This window comes from Streptomyces kanasensis (assembly GCF_043077165.1).
Classification (GTDB): domain Bacteria; phylum Actinomycetota; class Actinomycetes; order Streptomycetales; family Streptomycetaceae; genus Streptomyces; species Streptomyces changanensis.
Window position 1 is genome coordinate 258579 of sequence record NZ_JBIBSF010000007.1, and the last position, 15311, is coordinate 273889.

The window sequence follows — 15311 nt, forward strand, 5'->3', positions numbered from 1 at the left end:
CGGGCACGTATCGTGAGAGCGCCCGGACCGTACAAGGCTGAATCAAACGGGTAACCGCACAGGAACCGATCAGGAATTGACGGCTTCGGACGGTCGGTGCGATCGGGGGAGCCGGCGGGACAGCGCGCTGCTGGGGAGGCGTCGTGGACGACTACGCGGGAAGGGTGCTTGCCGACCGCTACCGCCTGCCGCTCGCGCCCGCCGACGAGGACGGCGGCAGCGGGGCGTACGGGCTCGTCGAGACGCGCGCCTTCGACACCTACAGCGGCCAGGAGGTCATGGTCCGGCAGCTGCCCCTGCCGGAGACCGTCGACGCCGAGGTGGTCGACGCCGACGACCCGTACCGCCGCCCCCAGGGCCGGGCCGCGCAGCGCACGGCCGTCCGGGCGACCGTCGACCCCGCCGTCCGGCGGGCCGTCGAGGCCGTGCAGGCCGTCGCCCGGATCCCCGACCACCCGCGCCTCGACCAGGTCTTCGACGTCTTCACCGAGGGCGGCTCGCTGTGGATCGTCAGTGAGCTGATCGACGCCCGGCCGCTCGCCGCGCTGGTCCGCGACGAGCCGCTGACCGCCTACCGCGCCGCCGAGATCGCCTCCGACGTGCTGACCGCGCTGCGCGCCCTGCACGTCCACGGCTGGACCCACCGCAACGTCACCGCCCGCACCGTCCTCGTCTGCGACGACGGCCGCGTCGTCCTCAGCGGCCTCGCCGCGGGCGCCGCCGAGGAGGCCCTCTGCGGCTACGCCCCGGTGCCGCTCACCGAGGACGCGGAAGTCCACCCGTACGAGGAGGACGACGCCGGCGACGAGGGGGCGTACGAGGACGACGGGGAGTACGGGTTCGACGGGGCCTACGACGAGGACGGGGACGAGGACGACGAGGCCGTCGGCGCGTTCGAGGGCGAGGCGGGTCGGGACGGGTACGGGGACGCTTACGACGACGGCTCCGGCGCGTACGACGACGGCTCCGGCGCGTACGACGACGTGGACGCGTACGCCGACCGGCCGTACGACCGGCCCGCGCACGGCTCCCACCGCGACGGCTCCCACGACGACGGCTACGGCGGGGGCGCCTACGGTGGCGCCGGGCGCGGCGGCCGGTACGTGCCCGCCCACGGGACGGCCCCGGCGCCGCTCCCGCCCGGCCCGCCGGCCCTGCCGAGCGGTTACGAGCCGCAGTACGTCGCCCAGGCCGCCGACCGCATCGCCGACGACGGCGACGACGCCCACTACACCGACACCGACACCGACGTCGACGTCGACGACGCCCACCACGCCGGCCACGACCTCCACGCCGACGCCGACGCCGACGACGAGCCCGGCGCGCCCCCCGGCCAGGCCGGGCACGGTCCGGCCCGCCAGGGCCACGTCCCCGGCCCCCACGCCCCCCGGGGCCGCCGCCCCGGCGGTGGCCCCCCGCGTGCGCTGCTCGCCGGCACCTGGCGTGACGGGCCGGTCTCCGCGGGCGGCGGCAGGTCCCCGTACGGCGACGTCGCCCCGTACGGCGGCGCCCGTGCCGCCCTGAGCGCCGACGCCCAGCGCCGCGGCACGCAGCCCCCGCAGCCCCGCCGCGAGGCCCCCGCCCACGTGCCGGTCGCGGCCGGGGCGGGGAGCGCCGACGGCGGCGCGTACCGGGGCCCCGGCACGCCGCTGGAGGCCGAGCGGGCCCGCCAGGCCAGGATCGCCCTCGTCGGCGCCGTCACCGAGCGCTGGGCGCCCGAGCAGGCCGGCCCCGTGCACGGCACCTGGCAGCTCGCCCCGCCCATCGGCCCGGCCACCGACCTGTGGGCGCTCGGCGCGCTGCTGTTCCGCGTCCTCCAGGGCCACGCGCCCTACCCCGAGGACAGCGCCGCCGAGCTGGTGCAGATGGTGTGCTCCGAGCCGCCCGCGTACGCCGAGGACTGCGGCGCGCTGCGGCCGGTCGTGGAGTCGCTGCTGCGTCAGGACCCCACGGAGCGCCCGGACGTGGAGGAGCTGCGCGGCTGGCTGCGCTCGCTCGTCCGCTCGGCGCCTGAGCCCGACGCGGGCGCGTCCGTGGTGCCCATGCCGTCCGTCGACGCGGCCCGGCTGCCCATCGTCCGCCGCCGCGGCGACCTCGTCCGCAGGCGCCGTGCGGCCGCCGCCCCGTCGCCCGCCCGGCACCGCCACAAGAAGGCCAGGGACCGCCGCCAGAGCGGTGGCAGTCCGCGCGCCCTGGGACGCACCCTCCTGCTGCTGATACTGCTGGCGCTGGGTGCCGCGCTGGCGTACGCGGCGGTGTTCATGCCGAAGGCGGGGACGCGCGACGAGTCCCGGGAGCCGACGGGCACGGCCGTGCCGACGGCGACCACGCCGCACGGGCAGGTGCCCGCCCCGGCGCCGGAGCCCTCGCTGAGCCCGTCGCCGGGCGGTCAGGCGCCCTCCACGAACGCCGTGACGCCCACCGCCCCCGCGCTGCCCGAGGGTTATGTCGTGCGGGACGACCCGGAGGGGTTCCGCATCGGCGTGGACCGCACGTGGCGGCGCAGCCCCATCAACGACATCGGGCAGGTCCGGTACTCCGACGGCGACTTCACGCTGATCGTCGTCCCCGGCCGCGACACCGTCCGCACGGCCGGCGCGGACCCGCTGGAGTACCAGCGTGCCAAGGAGCGGGAGCTCCAGCCGTGGCGCGACTCGTCCTGGGCGACGGCGAGCGGGCTGCGCCGGGTGGACGTCGGCCGACAGGCCATGGCGGAGGGCCAGTTCACCTGGCAGGACGCCAACGGCCGCCAGGTGTACGTGCGGAACCTCGCGCTGCTGGTCGGCGACCGGTACCACGTCGTCCAGGTCATCGGCCCGGAGGTCGAGCGGGACCGCGTCTCGGAGGTGTACGAACAGGCCACACGGGTGTACCGCACGCTGCGTTGACGAACCGCCAGGGCCTCCGGCGCGTCACCCACAGTGGCGAATTCGCGCCAGACGACGGGTGGCTCGTCACGGTGCGGTCTCCGTGGCCGCCCCGAGGTTCCGCCACCTGCACACCCTCCGTAACCTTGCTGCGAAGCAGCGGGGCGGGGCCGAGCGGAGACACGTGGAACACACTCAGGGCATGGGCGCGGGGCTGGTACTCGCCGGCCGTTACCGGCTGGGGGAGACCATCGGCCGCGGGGGCATGGGCAAGGTGTGGCGCGCCCATGACGAGGTGCTCCACCGTACCGTCGCGGTCAAGGAGCTGACGGCCGGACAGTACGTCTCCGAGGCCGACCGGGTCGTGCTGCACGCCCGGACGCAGAAGGAGGCGCGGGCCGCCGCGCGGATCACGCACCCCGCGGTCGTCACCGTGCACGACGTGCTGGAGCACGACGACCGGCCGTGGATCGTGATGCAGTACGTCGACGGCCCCTCGCTCGCCGACGCCGTCAAGGCGGGGACCGACGGCCGCATCGACGCGCGTGAGGCCGCCCGGATCGGGCTGCACGTGCTGGGCGCGCTGCGCGCGGCGCACGCGGCCGGCGTGCTGCACCGGGACGTCAAGCCGGGCAACGTCCTGCTGGCCCGGGACGGCCGGGTCCTCCTCACGGACTTCGGCATCGCCGCCATCGAGGGCGACTCCACCATCACCCGCACCGGCGAACTCGTCGGCTCCATCGACTACCTGGCGCCCGAGCGGGTCCGCGGCGCGGACCCCGGCCCGGCCTCGGACCTGTGGGCGCTGGGGGCCACGCTCTACACCGCCGTCCAGGGCGCGTCCCCGTTCCGCCGGTCCTCACCGATCAGCACCATGCAGGCCGTGGTGACGGAGGAGGCGGAGCCCGCCGGGCACGCCGGCCCGCTCGCCCCGGTGATCACCGCGCTGCTCCGCAAGGACCCCGCGGACCGGCCCGACGCGGCCGAGACCGAGCGCATGCTGATCGAGGCGATGGAGGGCCGCAGTCCCTCCGCCGCCCAGGCGTACGTCGCCACCCGCTCCCTCTCGGCGGACGAGCTGCGGGAGTTGCGTGAGCTGCGGGAGGCGCACGGGACCCGTGTGCCCCGTGAGGGCTCCCGGGCCGACCGGTCGGGCGCCGGGTCGGGGACCGGATCCGGTACCGGGGGTACCGCTTACGGCGCCGGTGCCGCCTCCGGAGCGGACGCCCGGCACCCCGCTGCCGTACCCGCGCAGCATTCGGCACCCCCGGCGCATGGAAACACGGGGACGGCGCACGTTTCGCCGCACGCGCCCCCCGTGGGTGGTGGCCCCGGCGGGCGCGCCCGCTGGCGCAGGGCCGCCCTCGTGCTCATGCTCGCCGCCGCCGTGGGCGCCGGCGCCGGCTTCGCCGGCATGCGGTACGCGGACGGCAACCGCGGCGCGCACACCACCACCACCGGCTCCACCACCGGTTCCACGCCCGATCCGAGCACGTCGGCCGTACAGGCCGACGGCCTGCCGGAGGGGTGGCGGCGCGTGGAGGACCCGCTCGGCTTCAGCCTGGCCGTGCCCCCGGGCTGGAAGCGGCAGATGGACGGCGACCAGATCGACTACACGCCGGACAACGGCCGCCATCGCATACGGATCAGCGTCGACGACGCCCCGGACTTCGAAAACCCGTACACGCACATGCTCGACGTCGAGAAGAGCCTGAAGAAGCGGTTGCCGGAGTACCAACGGGTAAAGCTGACCCAGAATACGTTCCGAGATCGACAGGAATCCTGTCTCTGGGAGTTCACCTGGCGCGAGAAGAGGACACACCCCGGACTGCGCCACGCGATCGACCAGGTGTACTACACGGACGACGGAACCGAGTACGCGCTGTACATGTCGTCTCCCGAGGAGGACTGGGCGACCACCCGGGAGCAGTTCGACATCGTGCTGCGCCACTGGCGACCCGCCGGGGGGTGACCTCCTCGGCGCGAGCGGAGGAGATGGCCGTGTCGGTCGGAGGGTGGAGACCGGAGGAGCAGGGGGACCCGCAGCATCCGCAGCACCCCGGGGGCCCCCGGCGTCCGCAGCACCCCGTGGACCCGTTGCGTCCGCAGCACCCGGGGCAGCCGGGGCGGGCGCAGGAGGAGGCGCGTGAGCAGCGGCGGATCGTCGGCCGCTACCGCCTGGAGGCACGGCTGGGGCGGGGCGGCATGGGCACCGTGTGGCGCGCCCACGACGAGCTGTTGGGCCGTCCGGTGGCCGTCAAGGAGCTCCACGTCGACACGGGGGCCACGGGCGGCGCGGACGCGGCCGTCGACACGACGCTGCGCGAGGCGCGCGCCGTGGCCCGGGTGCACCACCCGCACATCGTCTGCGTGCACGACGTGGTGGAGGAGGACGGCGTCCCCTTCATCGTCATGGAGCTCGTCGAAGGGGTGTCGCTCGCCGAGCGGATCGCGGTGCGGGGGCCGGTCGACGCGCGCGAGGCGGCCGGGATCGGGCTGGCGCTGCTGTCCGCGCTGCGCGCCGCCCACGCCATCGGGGTGCTCCACCGGGATCTGAAACCGGCCAACGTGCTGGTGGAGGAGGCCACGGGGAGGGTCGTCCTCACGGACTTCGGGATCGCCCAGCTCGCCGGGGCCACGACGCTGACCGAGTCGGGCATGTTCGTCGGATCGCCGGAGTACACCGCGCCCGAGCGGATGCAGGGCAACCAGACCGGACCCGCCGCCGACCTGTGGTCGCTCGGGGTGCTGCTCTGCGCGGTCATGACGGGGCGTTCCCCCTTCCACCGCGACTCGCTGGGCGGCGTGCTGCACGCGGTGGTCGAGGCGGAGATCCGCCCGCCGGCCGCCGCCGGGCCGCTGCTGCCCGTGGTGCGCGGGCTGCTGGAGCGCGACCCGGCGCGCCGGATCGACGTCGTGGAGGCGGAACGGCTGCTCAGGGCGTACGCGGCGATGCCGTCCGGCCCGGCCCTGCCCGTTCCCGGCGCGCCGGGCCCCGGCCCGCTCGGCCCCCCGGGATCCGGTCCGCCGGGATCCGGTCCGGTGGGGTCTTCAGGTCCGCCGGGATCCGGTCCGGTGGGGTCCGGCTTTCCGGACGGTGGCCTTCCGGTCGCCGGCCGGTCGGGAGGCGGCCTTCCCGGAGCCGACGACGCGGTCCCGCGGGACGCCGTACCGCCGCCGGACCCGCACGCCCCCGCCGCCCACGACCGGCCCGAGGACGGCCAGGCCCAGGGCGGCGGCGCGCCGGGGGAGCGGGGCGACGCACCGCAGGGCGCCCGCTCCCACACCGTCCCGCCGGCCCGGGCGCGCGACCGCGTCCGGCACATGGTGCGGGCGCTGCCGAACAGGTCGTCGCCGCGCGGCGCACCGGAGGAGCCGCCCTTACCGTCCGCCCCCGAACCGCAGGACCGCGGCCCCGCCGCCCCCACGCTGCCCACGCCGCCGCCCCCGGGCGCCGAGCCGGCGGACGCCGTGCTGCCCGACGCCGTACCACCCTTCGACGCCGACGCCCAGCCGGTGCCCGGCACGCCGCTCACGCCCGGCTTCTCCGTGCCGCCCGGTGCGCCCGAGGGCGCCGCGCCGTCGCCGTACGGGCCGTCCGCTGACGCCCCGGGGCCGTACGGGCCGCCCCTGTACGCGTCCCCGGTCGCGGTGCCGGGCCCGCCCGTCGACGGTTCCCCGCCGTACGTGGCCGGCCCGTACGGCCCGCCGGCCGACGCGTCCTCGCCCTACGGCCCGCCGCCCTACGGCCAGGCCGACGCGTCCTCCGGCGGGCGCCGGGCCGGCCGCCGCGGCCTCCTCGCGCGGTCGGGGCGCGACCGCCGCCCCGCCCCGGTCCGCCGGCCGGCCGCCCCGGCGGCCGCCCCGCTCGTCGTCGCCCTCGTCGCCGCCATCGCCGTCGCCGTCACCCTCGGCGTGGTCCTGTTCCTCACCACGCGCTGACGCCCCCGCCATCGCCCGCGCCCCGCCCACTGCCACCCGACCGCCCGCCCCCACCCGCCGTCGTCCACCCGCAACGTCCCCGGCCGCCCCCCGCGCCCCGCCGCCCGCGACCGTCCGCTCCCACCCGCCGTCGTCCGGCTCCGCCGTCCGCGCCCCGCCGTCGTCCGGCGAGCCCCGTCACATCCCGCCGACGGGTGCGGATACGCGCTGATCAGGGGTTATCTGCCAGTGAACACTGGCGTGATGTGGAGGCCCGGCGAAAAGACGTTACCGCCGGGTACCCAAAGCGGCCGCTCCCGCATACCCTCGCCCCCATGACGGACACGCAGGCCCGCGCCAACGCCACCGCATCCACGTCCACGCCGGCCACCTCCTCGTCGGCGCCCGTGCCGCCGGGGGCGACCAACCCCGTGGCCTTCGCGCCCGCGGCCGCGCGGACGGCCGCCGACGTGGTCACGCCCGAGGTCGTCGCCCAGCTCGTCCGCGGCGTCGTCGGCTCCGGCCGGACCGCCAACCACACGCCCTTCACCGGGGAGCGGCTGGCGGAGCTGCCCGAGTCCACCCCCGAGGACGTCGCCGAGGCGTTCACCCGTGCCCGCGCCGCCCAGCCCGCCTGGGCCGCCACCCCGGTCCGCCGCCGCGCGGCCGTCCTGCTCCGCTTCCACGACCTGCTCTTGGAGCGCCAGGCGGAGGTCCTCGACCTCGTCCAGCTGGAGACCGGCAAGGCACGGCTGCACGCCCACGAGGAGGTCCAGGCCGTCACCCTCGCCGCCCGCCACTACGGTGTGCGCGCCGCCGCCTACCTGGGCCCGAAGCGGCGCGGCGGCGCGGTACCGGCCCTCACCAAGGTCACGGAGCTGCGCCAGCCGCGCGGGGTCGTCGGGCAGATCTCGCCCTGGAACTACCCGCTGGAACTGTCCGTCGGCGACGCGCTGCCCGCCTTCGTCGCGGGCAACGCCGTCGTCATGAAGCCCGACACCGAGACGGCGCTGACCGCCCTGTGGGCCCGCGACCTGCTCGTCGAGGCGGGGCTCCCCGCCGAGGTGTTCCAGGTCGTCCTCGGCGACGGCCCGGTCGTCGGCCCCGAGGTGGTCCGGCACGCCGACTACGTGTCGTTCACCGGCTCCACGCGCACCGGCCGCGAGGTGGCCAAGGGCGCCGCGGCCCGGCTGGTCGGCGTCTCCCTCGAACTGGGCGGCAAGAACGCCATGCTCGTGCTGCGCGACGCCGACGTCGAGAAGGCCGCCGCGGGCGCCGTCCGCGCCTGCTTCTCCTCGGCGGGCCAGCTGTGCATCTCCATCGAGCGCCTCTACGTCCACGAGTCCGTCGCCGACGCCTTCCTGGAGCGGTTCGTCGCGCGGACGAAGGCGATGCGGCTGGGCACGGCACTCGCGTACGGCGCGGACATGGGGTCCCTCGTCGGGGAGCGGCAGTTGGAGACGGTCGTCCGGCACGTCGAGGAGGCCGTCGCGCAGGGCGCGGAGGTCCTCGCCGGCGGTGTCGCCCGCCCCGACGTCGGCCCGCTCTTCTACGAGCCGACCATCCTCGACGGCGTGCGGGAGCCGATGGCGGTGTGCGGCGAGGAGACCTTCGGCCCCGTCGTCTCGGTGTACCGCTTCACCGACGAGGACGAGGTCGTGGAGCGCGTCAACGCCACCCCGTACGGCCTCAACGCCAGCGTCTGGACGAAGGACGGCCGCCGCGGCCTCGCCGTCGCGGCCCGGCTGCGCGCCGGCACCGTCAACATCAACGAGGGGTACGCCGCCGCGTACGGCAGCGTGCAGGCGCCGATGGGCGGCATGAAGGACTCGGGCCTCGGCCGGCGCCACGGCTCGGAGGGCATCCTCAAGTACACCGAGGCCCAGACGGTCGCCCACCAGCGCCTCATGCCGCTCGCCCCCTCCTTCGGCATGGACGACGAGAAGTACGCGGCGTTCATGAGCCGCAGCCTGCGGCTGATGAAGGCCCTGCGCCTGCGCTGACGACGGGCGGGCCGCCCACCCCCACCGAGGCCCTGCCCAGGCGCCGACCCGGGGCGGGCGGGCCGCCCGCCCACCCCCTTCCGGTACGAGGAGAGCCATGTCCGAGGTCCCCCCTGCCCAGAACCAGCCGACAGCCGCGCCGGAAGCCCCCGGGGACGGCGCGTACGACTACGACGTCATCATCGTCGGCTCCGGCTTCGGCGGCTCCGTCTCGGCGCTGCGCCTCACCGAGAAGGGGTACCGGGTCGGCGTCCTGGAGGCGGGTCGCCGCTTCACCCCCGCCACCCTGCCGAAGACCTCCTGGGACCTGCGCAACTACCTCTGGGCGCCCGCCCTCGGCCTGTACGGCCTCCAGCGGGTCCACCTGCTCGGCAACGTCATGGTCCTGGCCGGCGCGGGCGTGGGCGGCGGTTCCCTCAACTACGCCAACACCCTGTACGTGCCGCCGGAGGCGTTCTTCCAGGACAAGCAGTGGGCGTCCATCACCGACTGGCGGGCCGAACTCGCCCCGTACTACGACCAGGCCAAGCGGATGCTGGGGGTCCGCCTCAACCCGACGATGACCCCCTCCGACGTGCACCTGAAGGCGACCGCCGAGGCCATGGGCGTCGGCGACACCTTCCACCTGGCGCCCGTCGGCGTCTTCTTCGGCGACGGGCGGGACGCGGACGGCGCCACCCGGGCCGCCCCCGGCGACGAGGTCCCCGACCCGTACTTCGGCGGCGCCGGCCCCTCCCGGCGTGCCTGCACCGAGTGCGGCGCGTGCATGACGGGCTGCCGGCAGGGCTCGAAGAACACCCTGACGGAGAACTACCTCTACCTCGCCGAGAAGGCGGGCGCGGTGATCCACCCGATGACGACGGTCACGGAGGTGGCCGAGGACGGCCGCGGCGGCCACCGCGTCACGACCGTGCCGACGGACCGCCGCAGGGCCGCGCCGCGCACGTACCGCGCCCGGTTCGTCGTCGTCGCGGCGGGGACGTACGGCACGCAGACGCTCCTGCACCGGATGCGCGACCGGGGGCTGCTGCCGCGCCTCTCCGACCGCCTGGGCGAGCTGACCCGCACCAACTCCGAGGCGCTGGTCGGCTCACAGACCACCGACCGCCGCTACCGCAGGCGCCACGGTCTGCCGAGGGTCGACTTCAGCCAGGGCGTGGCCATCACCTCGTCCATCCACCCGGACGCGAACACCCACATCGAGCCGGTCCGCTACGGCAAGGGCTCCAACGCGATGGGCTCCCTGTCGATCCTCCAGGTGCCGCTGGCGAGGAACCGCGTCGCCGCCTGGCTCGGCAACGTCGCCCGCCACCCCGTCCGGACGCTGCGGTCCCTGTCCAACCACCGCTGGTCGGAGCGGACCATCATCGGCCTCGTCATGCAGTCGCTCGACAACTCGCTGACGACGTACCGGAAGCCCGGCGGCATCGGCAAGGGCCTCCTCACCGCCCGCCAGGGCCACGGCTCGCCCAACCCGAAGCAGATCCCGGCGGCGACCCGGGCCGCGACCCTGCTCGCCGAGGAGATCAACGGCTTCGCCGGCTCCAACGTCGGCGAGCTGATGGGCACCCCGCTCACGGCCCACTTCCTCGGCGGCTGCGCGATCGGCGCGACCGCGCGGGACGGCGTCATCGACCCGTACCACCGTCTGTACGGCCACCCCGGCATCTCCGTCGTGGACGGCGCGGCCGTCTCCGCGAACCTCGGGGTGAACCCCTCCCTCACCATCACGGCGCAGGCGGAACGCGCGATGTCGCTGTGGCCCAACAAGGGCGAACCGGACCCGCGTCCGGCGCAGGGGGCGGGCTACCGGCGGCTGACGCCCGTCGCACCGAACTCCCCGGCCGTCCCGCCGCACGCCTTCGCCGCCCTGAAGCTGCCCTTCCTCGGCCTCCCGGAGGTCCCCCCGAAGGCCACTCCGCACCCGGACCCCGCGAAGGACGGAACCTCCCCGGAGGACTGAACGTCCCGGCACGGGCGGGGCCGGCGACGGCGGCGGACGAGGGCGGAGACACGAGAGAGGCGCTGCACCCCCCTCCGAGTGCAGCGCCTCCCTGGTTCAGCGGGTGTCCCGTCAGGCGGTGGCACCGTTGTTGCGGCGCTTCAGCGCGAAGACCACACCGGCACCGGCGACGATGGCGACGCCACCGGCGATGCCGATGGTCGGCAGCATCGAGCTGGAACCGGTCTCGGCGAGGCTGCCGGTCACCGGCAGCTCGGACAGCTCGCCCTGCGGGTTCGGCTTGTTGCCGGGCTTGCCGGGCTTGGGCTCGGCGTCGTCGACGTCACCGGGCTTGGTGCCGGCGGCGAGGATGTCGAAGTCGTAGATGTTGACCTCGCCGTACTCGCAGACGTTGCCCTCGGTGACGTTGACGCCGAGGGTGAACGCCATGCCGAAGCCGGCCGGGGCCTTGGCGTCGACCTTGAGGCGCATCGGGGCGTCGGCGTACTCGCCGGCCTTCAGGGCGGTCTGGCCGAAGTAGCCCTCGACGTCGTCGATGGTCTCGAAGCCGTCGCCCAGGTCGACCTGGATGGTGACGAAGCCGGAGATGTCCTCGAAGGACTCCCCGTCGACCGCCTCGGCCGCGACGTACGCCTCGACCTGCTCGAAGTCCCGGTCGGACTTGTTGGTCACGCGGAACGTGAAGTTCTTCCAGCCGGAACCGGCGACGACCTTCGAGGGCATGCCGCGCAGCTCGGTGTGGACGTCGGCGCTGTCCGCGTCCTCGCAGGCGCCCGGGCCCTCGTCCTCGGAGGGCGACGGCGAGGCGCTCGTGCCGGTCGACGGCGTGACCGACGGGCTCGGGCTCGCCGAGGGCGACGCGGTGCTGCTGCCGGACGGCGCCGGGGCGGTGGTCGCCTCGTCCTTGTTCTCGTCCTCGGCCGGGGTGGTCGCGGTCTCGTCGCCGGCCGGGGTGGGCTCCGCCGACTCCGTCTCCTCCTCGGAGGGGGACGGGGACGCGGACGCGTCGGCCTCCACGGACGGCGTCGGGCCCGTCGCGAACGCGGCGGCCGGGGCGACGAGGAAGGCGGCGGGGGTGATGACGGCGGTCGCGGCGGCGACAGCCATGGCACGGCGAAGCTTCACGTGGGAGACCTCAGGGTCCGGGGTGCCGCCGGATGCGACACGAATGCGGTGTGGGGCCTGTGCCCGTGCGTGACGGGTATGGCCTTGGTTTCGCATACATGACCCGCGACCCCGTGCATTGGTTGCACGGGTCCTGACAAGATCTTTATGTGTCCTGCATCACGTGCCCGGGTGCCCGGGTTCGGAGACCCGGACGCCCGGAGGCCCCGCCCGGCCGGTCGGCGGCGGGGCGGGGCCCGGGTCGGCGGCCGGCGGTCAGGGCTGCGCCGGGGCCGAGCGCGGCACCGGGGGTGGGGAGGGTGCGCCGCGCGGGGGAGGTGGGGCCGGGAGAGGACCCGCGGTACCGCGGAGGAAGCGGCCGCGGCACTGCGGGGGAAGGAACCGGTGGGGGAGCGTGCCGGGGAGAGCCGTGGGGACGGGGCTGCCGGAAGGGGGAAGTGCGGGGACGGGCACAGGACGGGACGGTCCGGTGCGGCCGGCTCCGGGCGTCCCCGGGGCCGACCGCTCTTGGGGTGACCGGGCTGCTGTCCCCTGCCGTCCGGTCACGCACGCTGGAGCGAGGTCCCACGGCGCACCCAGTGGTGCGCCACACGCCCCAGCGGAGCCACGCGTGGTGTGCTGCGGCCCGCGCCTGGCTGGCACGGACAACGGGACCAACGAGGCGGTGTGGCCCGGGTCACGCTCCGTACGGGTGAGAGGCCGGGGTGAGAGGCCGGCCGGACGTCAGACGCGTCCCCGGCACAGCTCCAGGACGCTCATCGCCAGGGTCGTGCCCGGCCGGCCGAGGGCGTCCCGGTAGCGGGCCAGGACCTCGGTCTCACGGGCGAGGTTCACCCGCCGCCCGCCGGACGCGATGCGCGCCTCCTGGATCACGGTGGAGACGGCCATGCGCTCCTGGATGAGGCCGATGATCCGGTCGTCGAGCGCGTCGACGCGGTCACGGGCGCCGGCGATCAGTGCGGCGGCGTCGTCCGTCCGCGCGCCGGTGATCTCGGCGGTGGTCCTGTCGGCGGCCCTGGCGGCCCGGGCCGTGGCGGTGGCCGCGGCGGCCCGTGCCGTGGGCGTCGCCGTGGCGGTCCGGGGCGTGGTCGTGGCGGTCCGGTCGGGGGTGGTCGTCGGGGTCATCGCTGGGGCTCCTCGTGTCGGGCGGGGCCCCGGGGCGGCGTACGGCCCGGTGGAGACGACAGACGCCCCGGGCCTTGTCGGCCCGGGGCGCCTGGTGAAGTCGTCAGTTGCTCAAGCAGCACGACCACGGCAGCCGGACCAGCCGGTGCCATAGGTAAAGACGAAGGTCGTGTGCGCGTGCATGGCGGCAAGTATGGACCCGCGGGCCGTGCCGGGGCCAGCCGCGTCCCCGGGCGGTTCGGATGGTGAGACGAAAGAGACCGTCGGCCGCGCCGGTAGAATTGACTGATACCCGACCCCTCCCACCGCCGGAAGGCCGCCGTAGTGTCATCAGCGACCCCCGCTGCCGCCTCGACCGACACCAACCCGGACGCAGTCCTCGTTGTCGATTTCGGCGCGCAGTACGCCCAGCTCATCGCCCGCCGCGTCCGTGAGGCCCGGGTCTACAGCGAGATCGTCCCGTCCACCATGCCGGTGTCCGAGATGCTGGCCAGGAACCCCAGGGCGATCATCCTCTCCGGCGGTCCCTCCTCCGTGTACGAGGAGGGCGCGCCCCGCCTCGACCGCGCGCTCTTCGAGGCCGGCGTCCCCGTCTTCGGCATGTGCTACGGCTTCCAGCTGATGGCCGAGACCCTCGGCGGCACCGTCGACAACACCGGCGCCCGTGAGTACGGCCGCACGCAGCTGCAGGTGACGAGGACCGGGTCGACCCTCTTCGAGGGCACCCCCGGCGAGCAGTCCGTGTGGATGTCCCACGGCGACGCCTGCTCGGCCGCGCCCGAGGGCTTCGCCGTCACCGCGTCCACCGACGTCGTGCCGGTCGCCGCCTTCGAGAACGACGAGAAGAAGCTGTACGGCGTGCAGTACCACCCCGAGGTGATGCACTCCACGCACGGCCAGCAGATCCTGGAGCACTTCCTCTACCGGGGCGCGGGCATCGAGCCGTCCTGGACGACGGGCAACGTCATCGAGGAGCAGGTCGCCGCGATCCGCGAGCAGGTCGGCGACAAGCGCGCCATCTGCGGTCTGTCCGGCGGCGTCGACTCCGCCGTGGCCGCCGCGCTCGTGCAGCGGGCCATCGGCTCCCAGCTCACCTGCGTGTACGTCGACCACGGCCTGATGCGCAAGGGCGAGACGGAGCAGGTCGAGAAGGACTTCGTCGCCGCGACCGGCGTCCAGCTGAAGGTCGTCGACGCGCAGGAGCGCTTCCTCGCCGCCCTCGCCGGGGTCTCCGACCCCGAGGAGAAGCGCAAGATCATCGGCCGTGAGTTCATCCGCGTCTTCGAGCAGGCGCAGGCCGAGATCATCGCGGACGAGGGCCCGGCGGTGGAGTTCCTCGTGCAGGGCACGCTCTACCCGGACGTCGTCGAGTCCGGCGGCGGCACCGGCACGGCCAACATCAAGTCCCACCACAACGTCGGCGGCCTCCCCGAGGACCTGGAGTTCCAGCTCATCGAGCCGCTGCGCAAGCTGTTCAAGGACGAGGTCCGCATGGTGGGCCAGGAGCTCGGCCTGCCGGAGGAGATCGTCCAGCGGCAGCCGTTCCCCGGCCCCGGCCTCGGCATCCGCATCGTCGGCGAGGTCACCAAGGAGCGCCTGGACCTGCTCCGCGAGGCCGACGCCATCGCCCGCGAGGAGCTGACGGCGGCCGGTCTGGACCGCGACATCTGGCAGTGCCCGGTCGTCCTCCTCGCCGACGTCCGCTCGGTGGGCGTGCAGGGCGACGGCCGCACCTACGGCCACCCGATCGTGCTGCGCCCCGTCTCGTCCGAGGACGCCATGACCGCGGACTGGACGCGCATGCCGTACGACGTCCTCGCCCGCATCTCGACGCGCATCACCAACGAGGTGAAGGACGTCAACCGCGTCGTGCTCGACGTCACCAGCAAGCCCCCGGGCACCATCGAGTGGGAGTGACCCCACCCCCGCCCGTACGCGGCCGCCGTCCACCCCGTGGGCGGCGGCCGCGGCCGTTCCCGGCCCACCGGCGGGCTGACGGACGGCCCGTCGCGGCGCGCGGCGGTTCGACGGCCTGGTGGCCCGGTGGTCCGGCTTTCGCTGCGGCGACGCGTGGCGGTATGGCGGCCGATGGCCCGACGGCGCGTCCCGGTGGCCTGGCGTTCCGGGGGCTTCCCCGGCCCGCCGGCGGTCGGCGGTCGGCGGAGTGGCGCTGCGGCGTGTCCCGGCGGCTTGGCGTCCGCGCCCCGGCGCTGCGGCACCCCGGTGGCCTGGCGTTCCGCGGCCTGGTGGCCGACGTGTCGGCGGTCGGTGGCGCGGCGTCCCGGCGGTGGCGCGGTGTTCCGCACG

General features: G+C 75.3%; 8 protein-coding genes. 6 read left to right on the forward strand and 2 right to left on the reverse strand.

Going from position 1 to position 15311, the window contains the following annotated elements; all coding sequences use genetic code 11:
• Positions 1–143 precede the first annotated feature (143 nt).
• The 5 genes from ACF053_RS19430 (at position 144) to ACF053_RS19450 (ending at position 10754) form a co-directional block, all read left to right on the forward strand.
• Entirely contained in the window at positions 144–2888 is a 2745-nt protein-coding gene (locus ACF053_RS19430) for a protein kinase (protein WP_391955006.1), read from the forward strand.
• 163 nt (positions 2889–3051) lie between these two features.
• The gene (locus ACF053_RS19435) at positions 3052–4839 is read left to right on the forward strand and encodes a serine/threonine-protein kinase (RefSeq protein WP_391955007.1); all 1788 of its coding nucleotides are present in this window, start codon (positions 3052–3054) and stop codon (positions 4837–4839) included.
• Between the two features lie 116 nt (positions 4840–4955).
• A complete protein-coding gene (locus ACF053_RS19440) occupies positions 4956–6809 on the forward strand; it encodes a protein kinase domain-containing protein (RefSeq protein WP_391955008.1) in 1854 nt (617 codons plus the stop codon).
• A 314-nt stretch (positions 6810–7123) separates the two neighbouring features.
• Positions 7124–8791 (forward strand): succinic semialdehyde dehydrogenase, encoded by a 1668-nt coding sequence (locus ACF053_RS19445; protein ID WP_391955009.1) that lies wholly within the window; start codon positions 7124–7126, stop codon positions 8789–8791.
• Between the two features lie 97 nt (positions 8792–8888).
• Entirely contained in the window at positions 8889–10754 is a 1866-nt protein-coding gene (locus ACF053_RS19450; RefSeq protein WP_391955010.1) for a GMC family oxidoreductase N-terminal domain-containing protein, read from the forward strand.
• A 111-nt stretch (positions 10755–10865) separates the two neighbouring features.
• Here the strand turns inward: ACF053_RS19450 and ACF053_RS19455 are convergent, their stop codons facing one another.
• Together ACF053_RS19455 and ACF053_RS19460 are read right to left on the reverse strand one after the other, a co-directional pair.
• A complete protein-coding gene (locus ACF053_RS19455; protein WP_391955011.1) occupies positions 10866–11879 on the reverse strand; it encodes an LPXTG cell wall anchor domain-containing protein in 1014 nt (337 codons plus the stop codon).
• 723 nt (positions 11880–12602) lie between these two features.
• Positions 12603–13004: a chorismate mutase gene (locus ACF053_RS19460; RefSeq protein ID WP_391955012.1), complete on the reverse strand. Its 402-nt coding sequence runs from the start codon at positions 13002–13004 to the stop codon at positions 12603–12605.
• A gap of 324 nt (positions 13005–13328) precedes the next feature.
• On the opposite strand from ACF053_RS19460, the gene guaA reads away from it, so the two are divergent.
• On the forward strand, positions 13329–14921 hold the full coding sequence (guaA, locus tag ACF053_RS19465; RefSeq protein WP_391955013.1) for a glutamine-hydrolyzing GMP synthase: 1593 nt from the start codon (positions 13329–13331) through the stop codon (positions 14919–14921).
• The last annotated feature ends 390 nt before the right edge of the window (positions 14922–15311 follow it).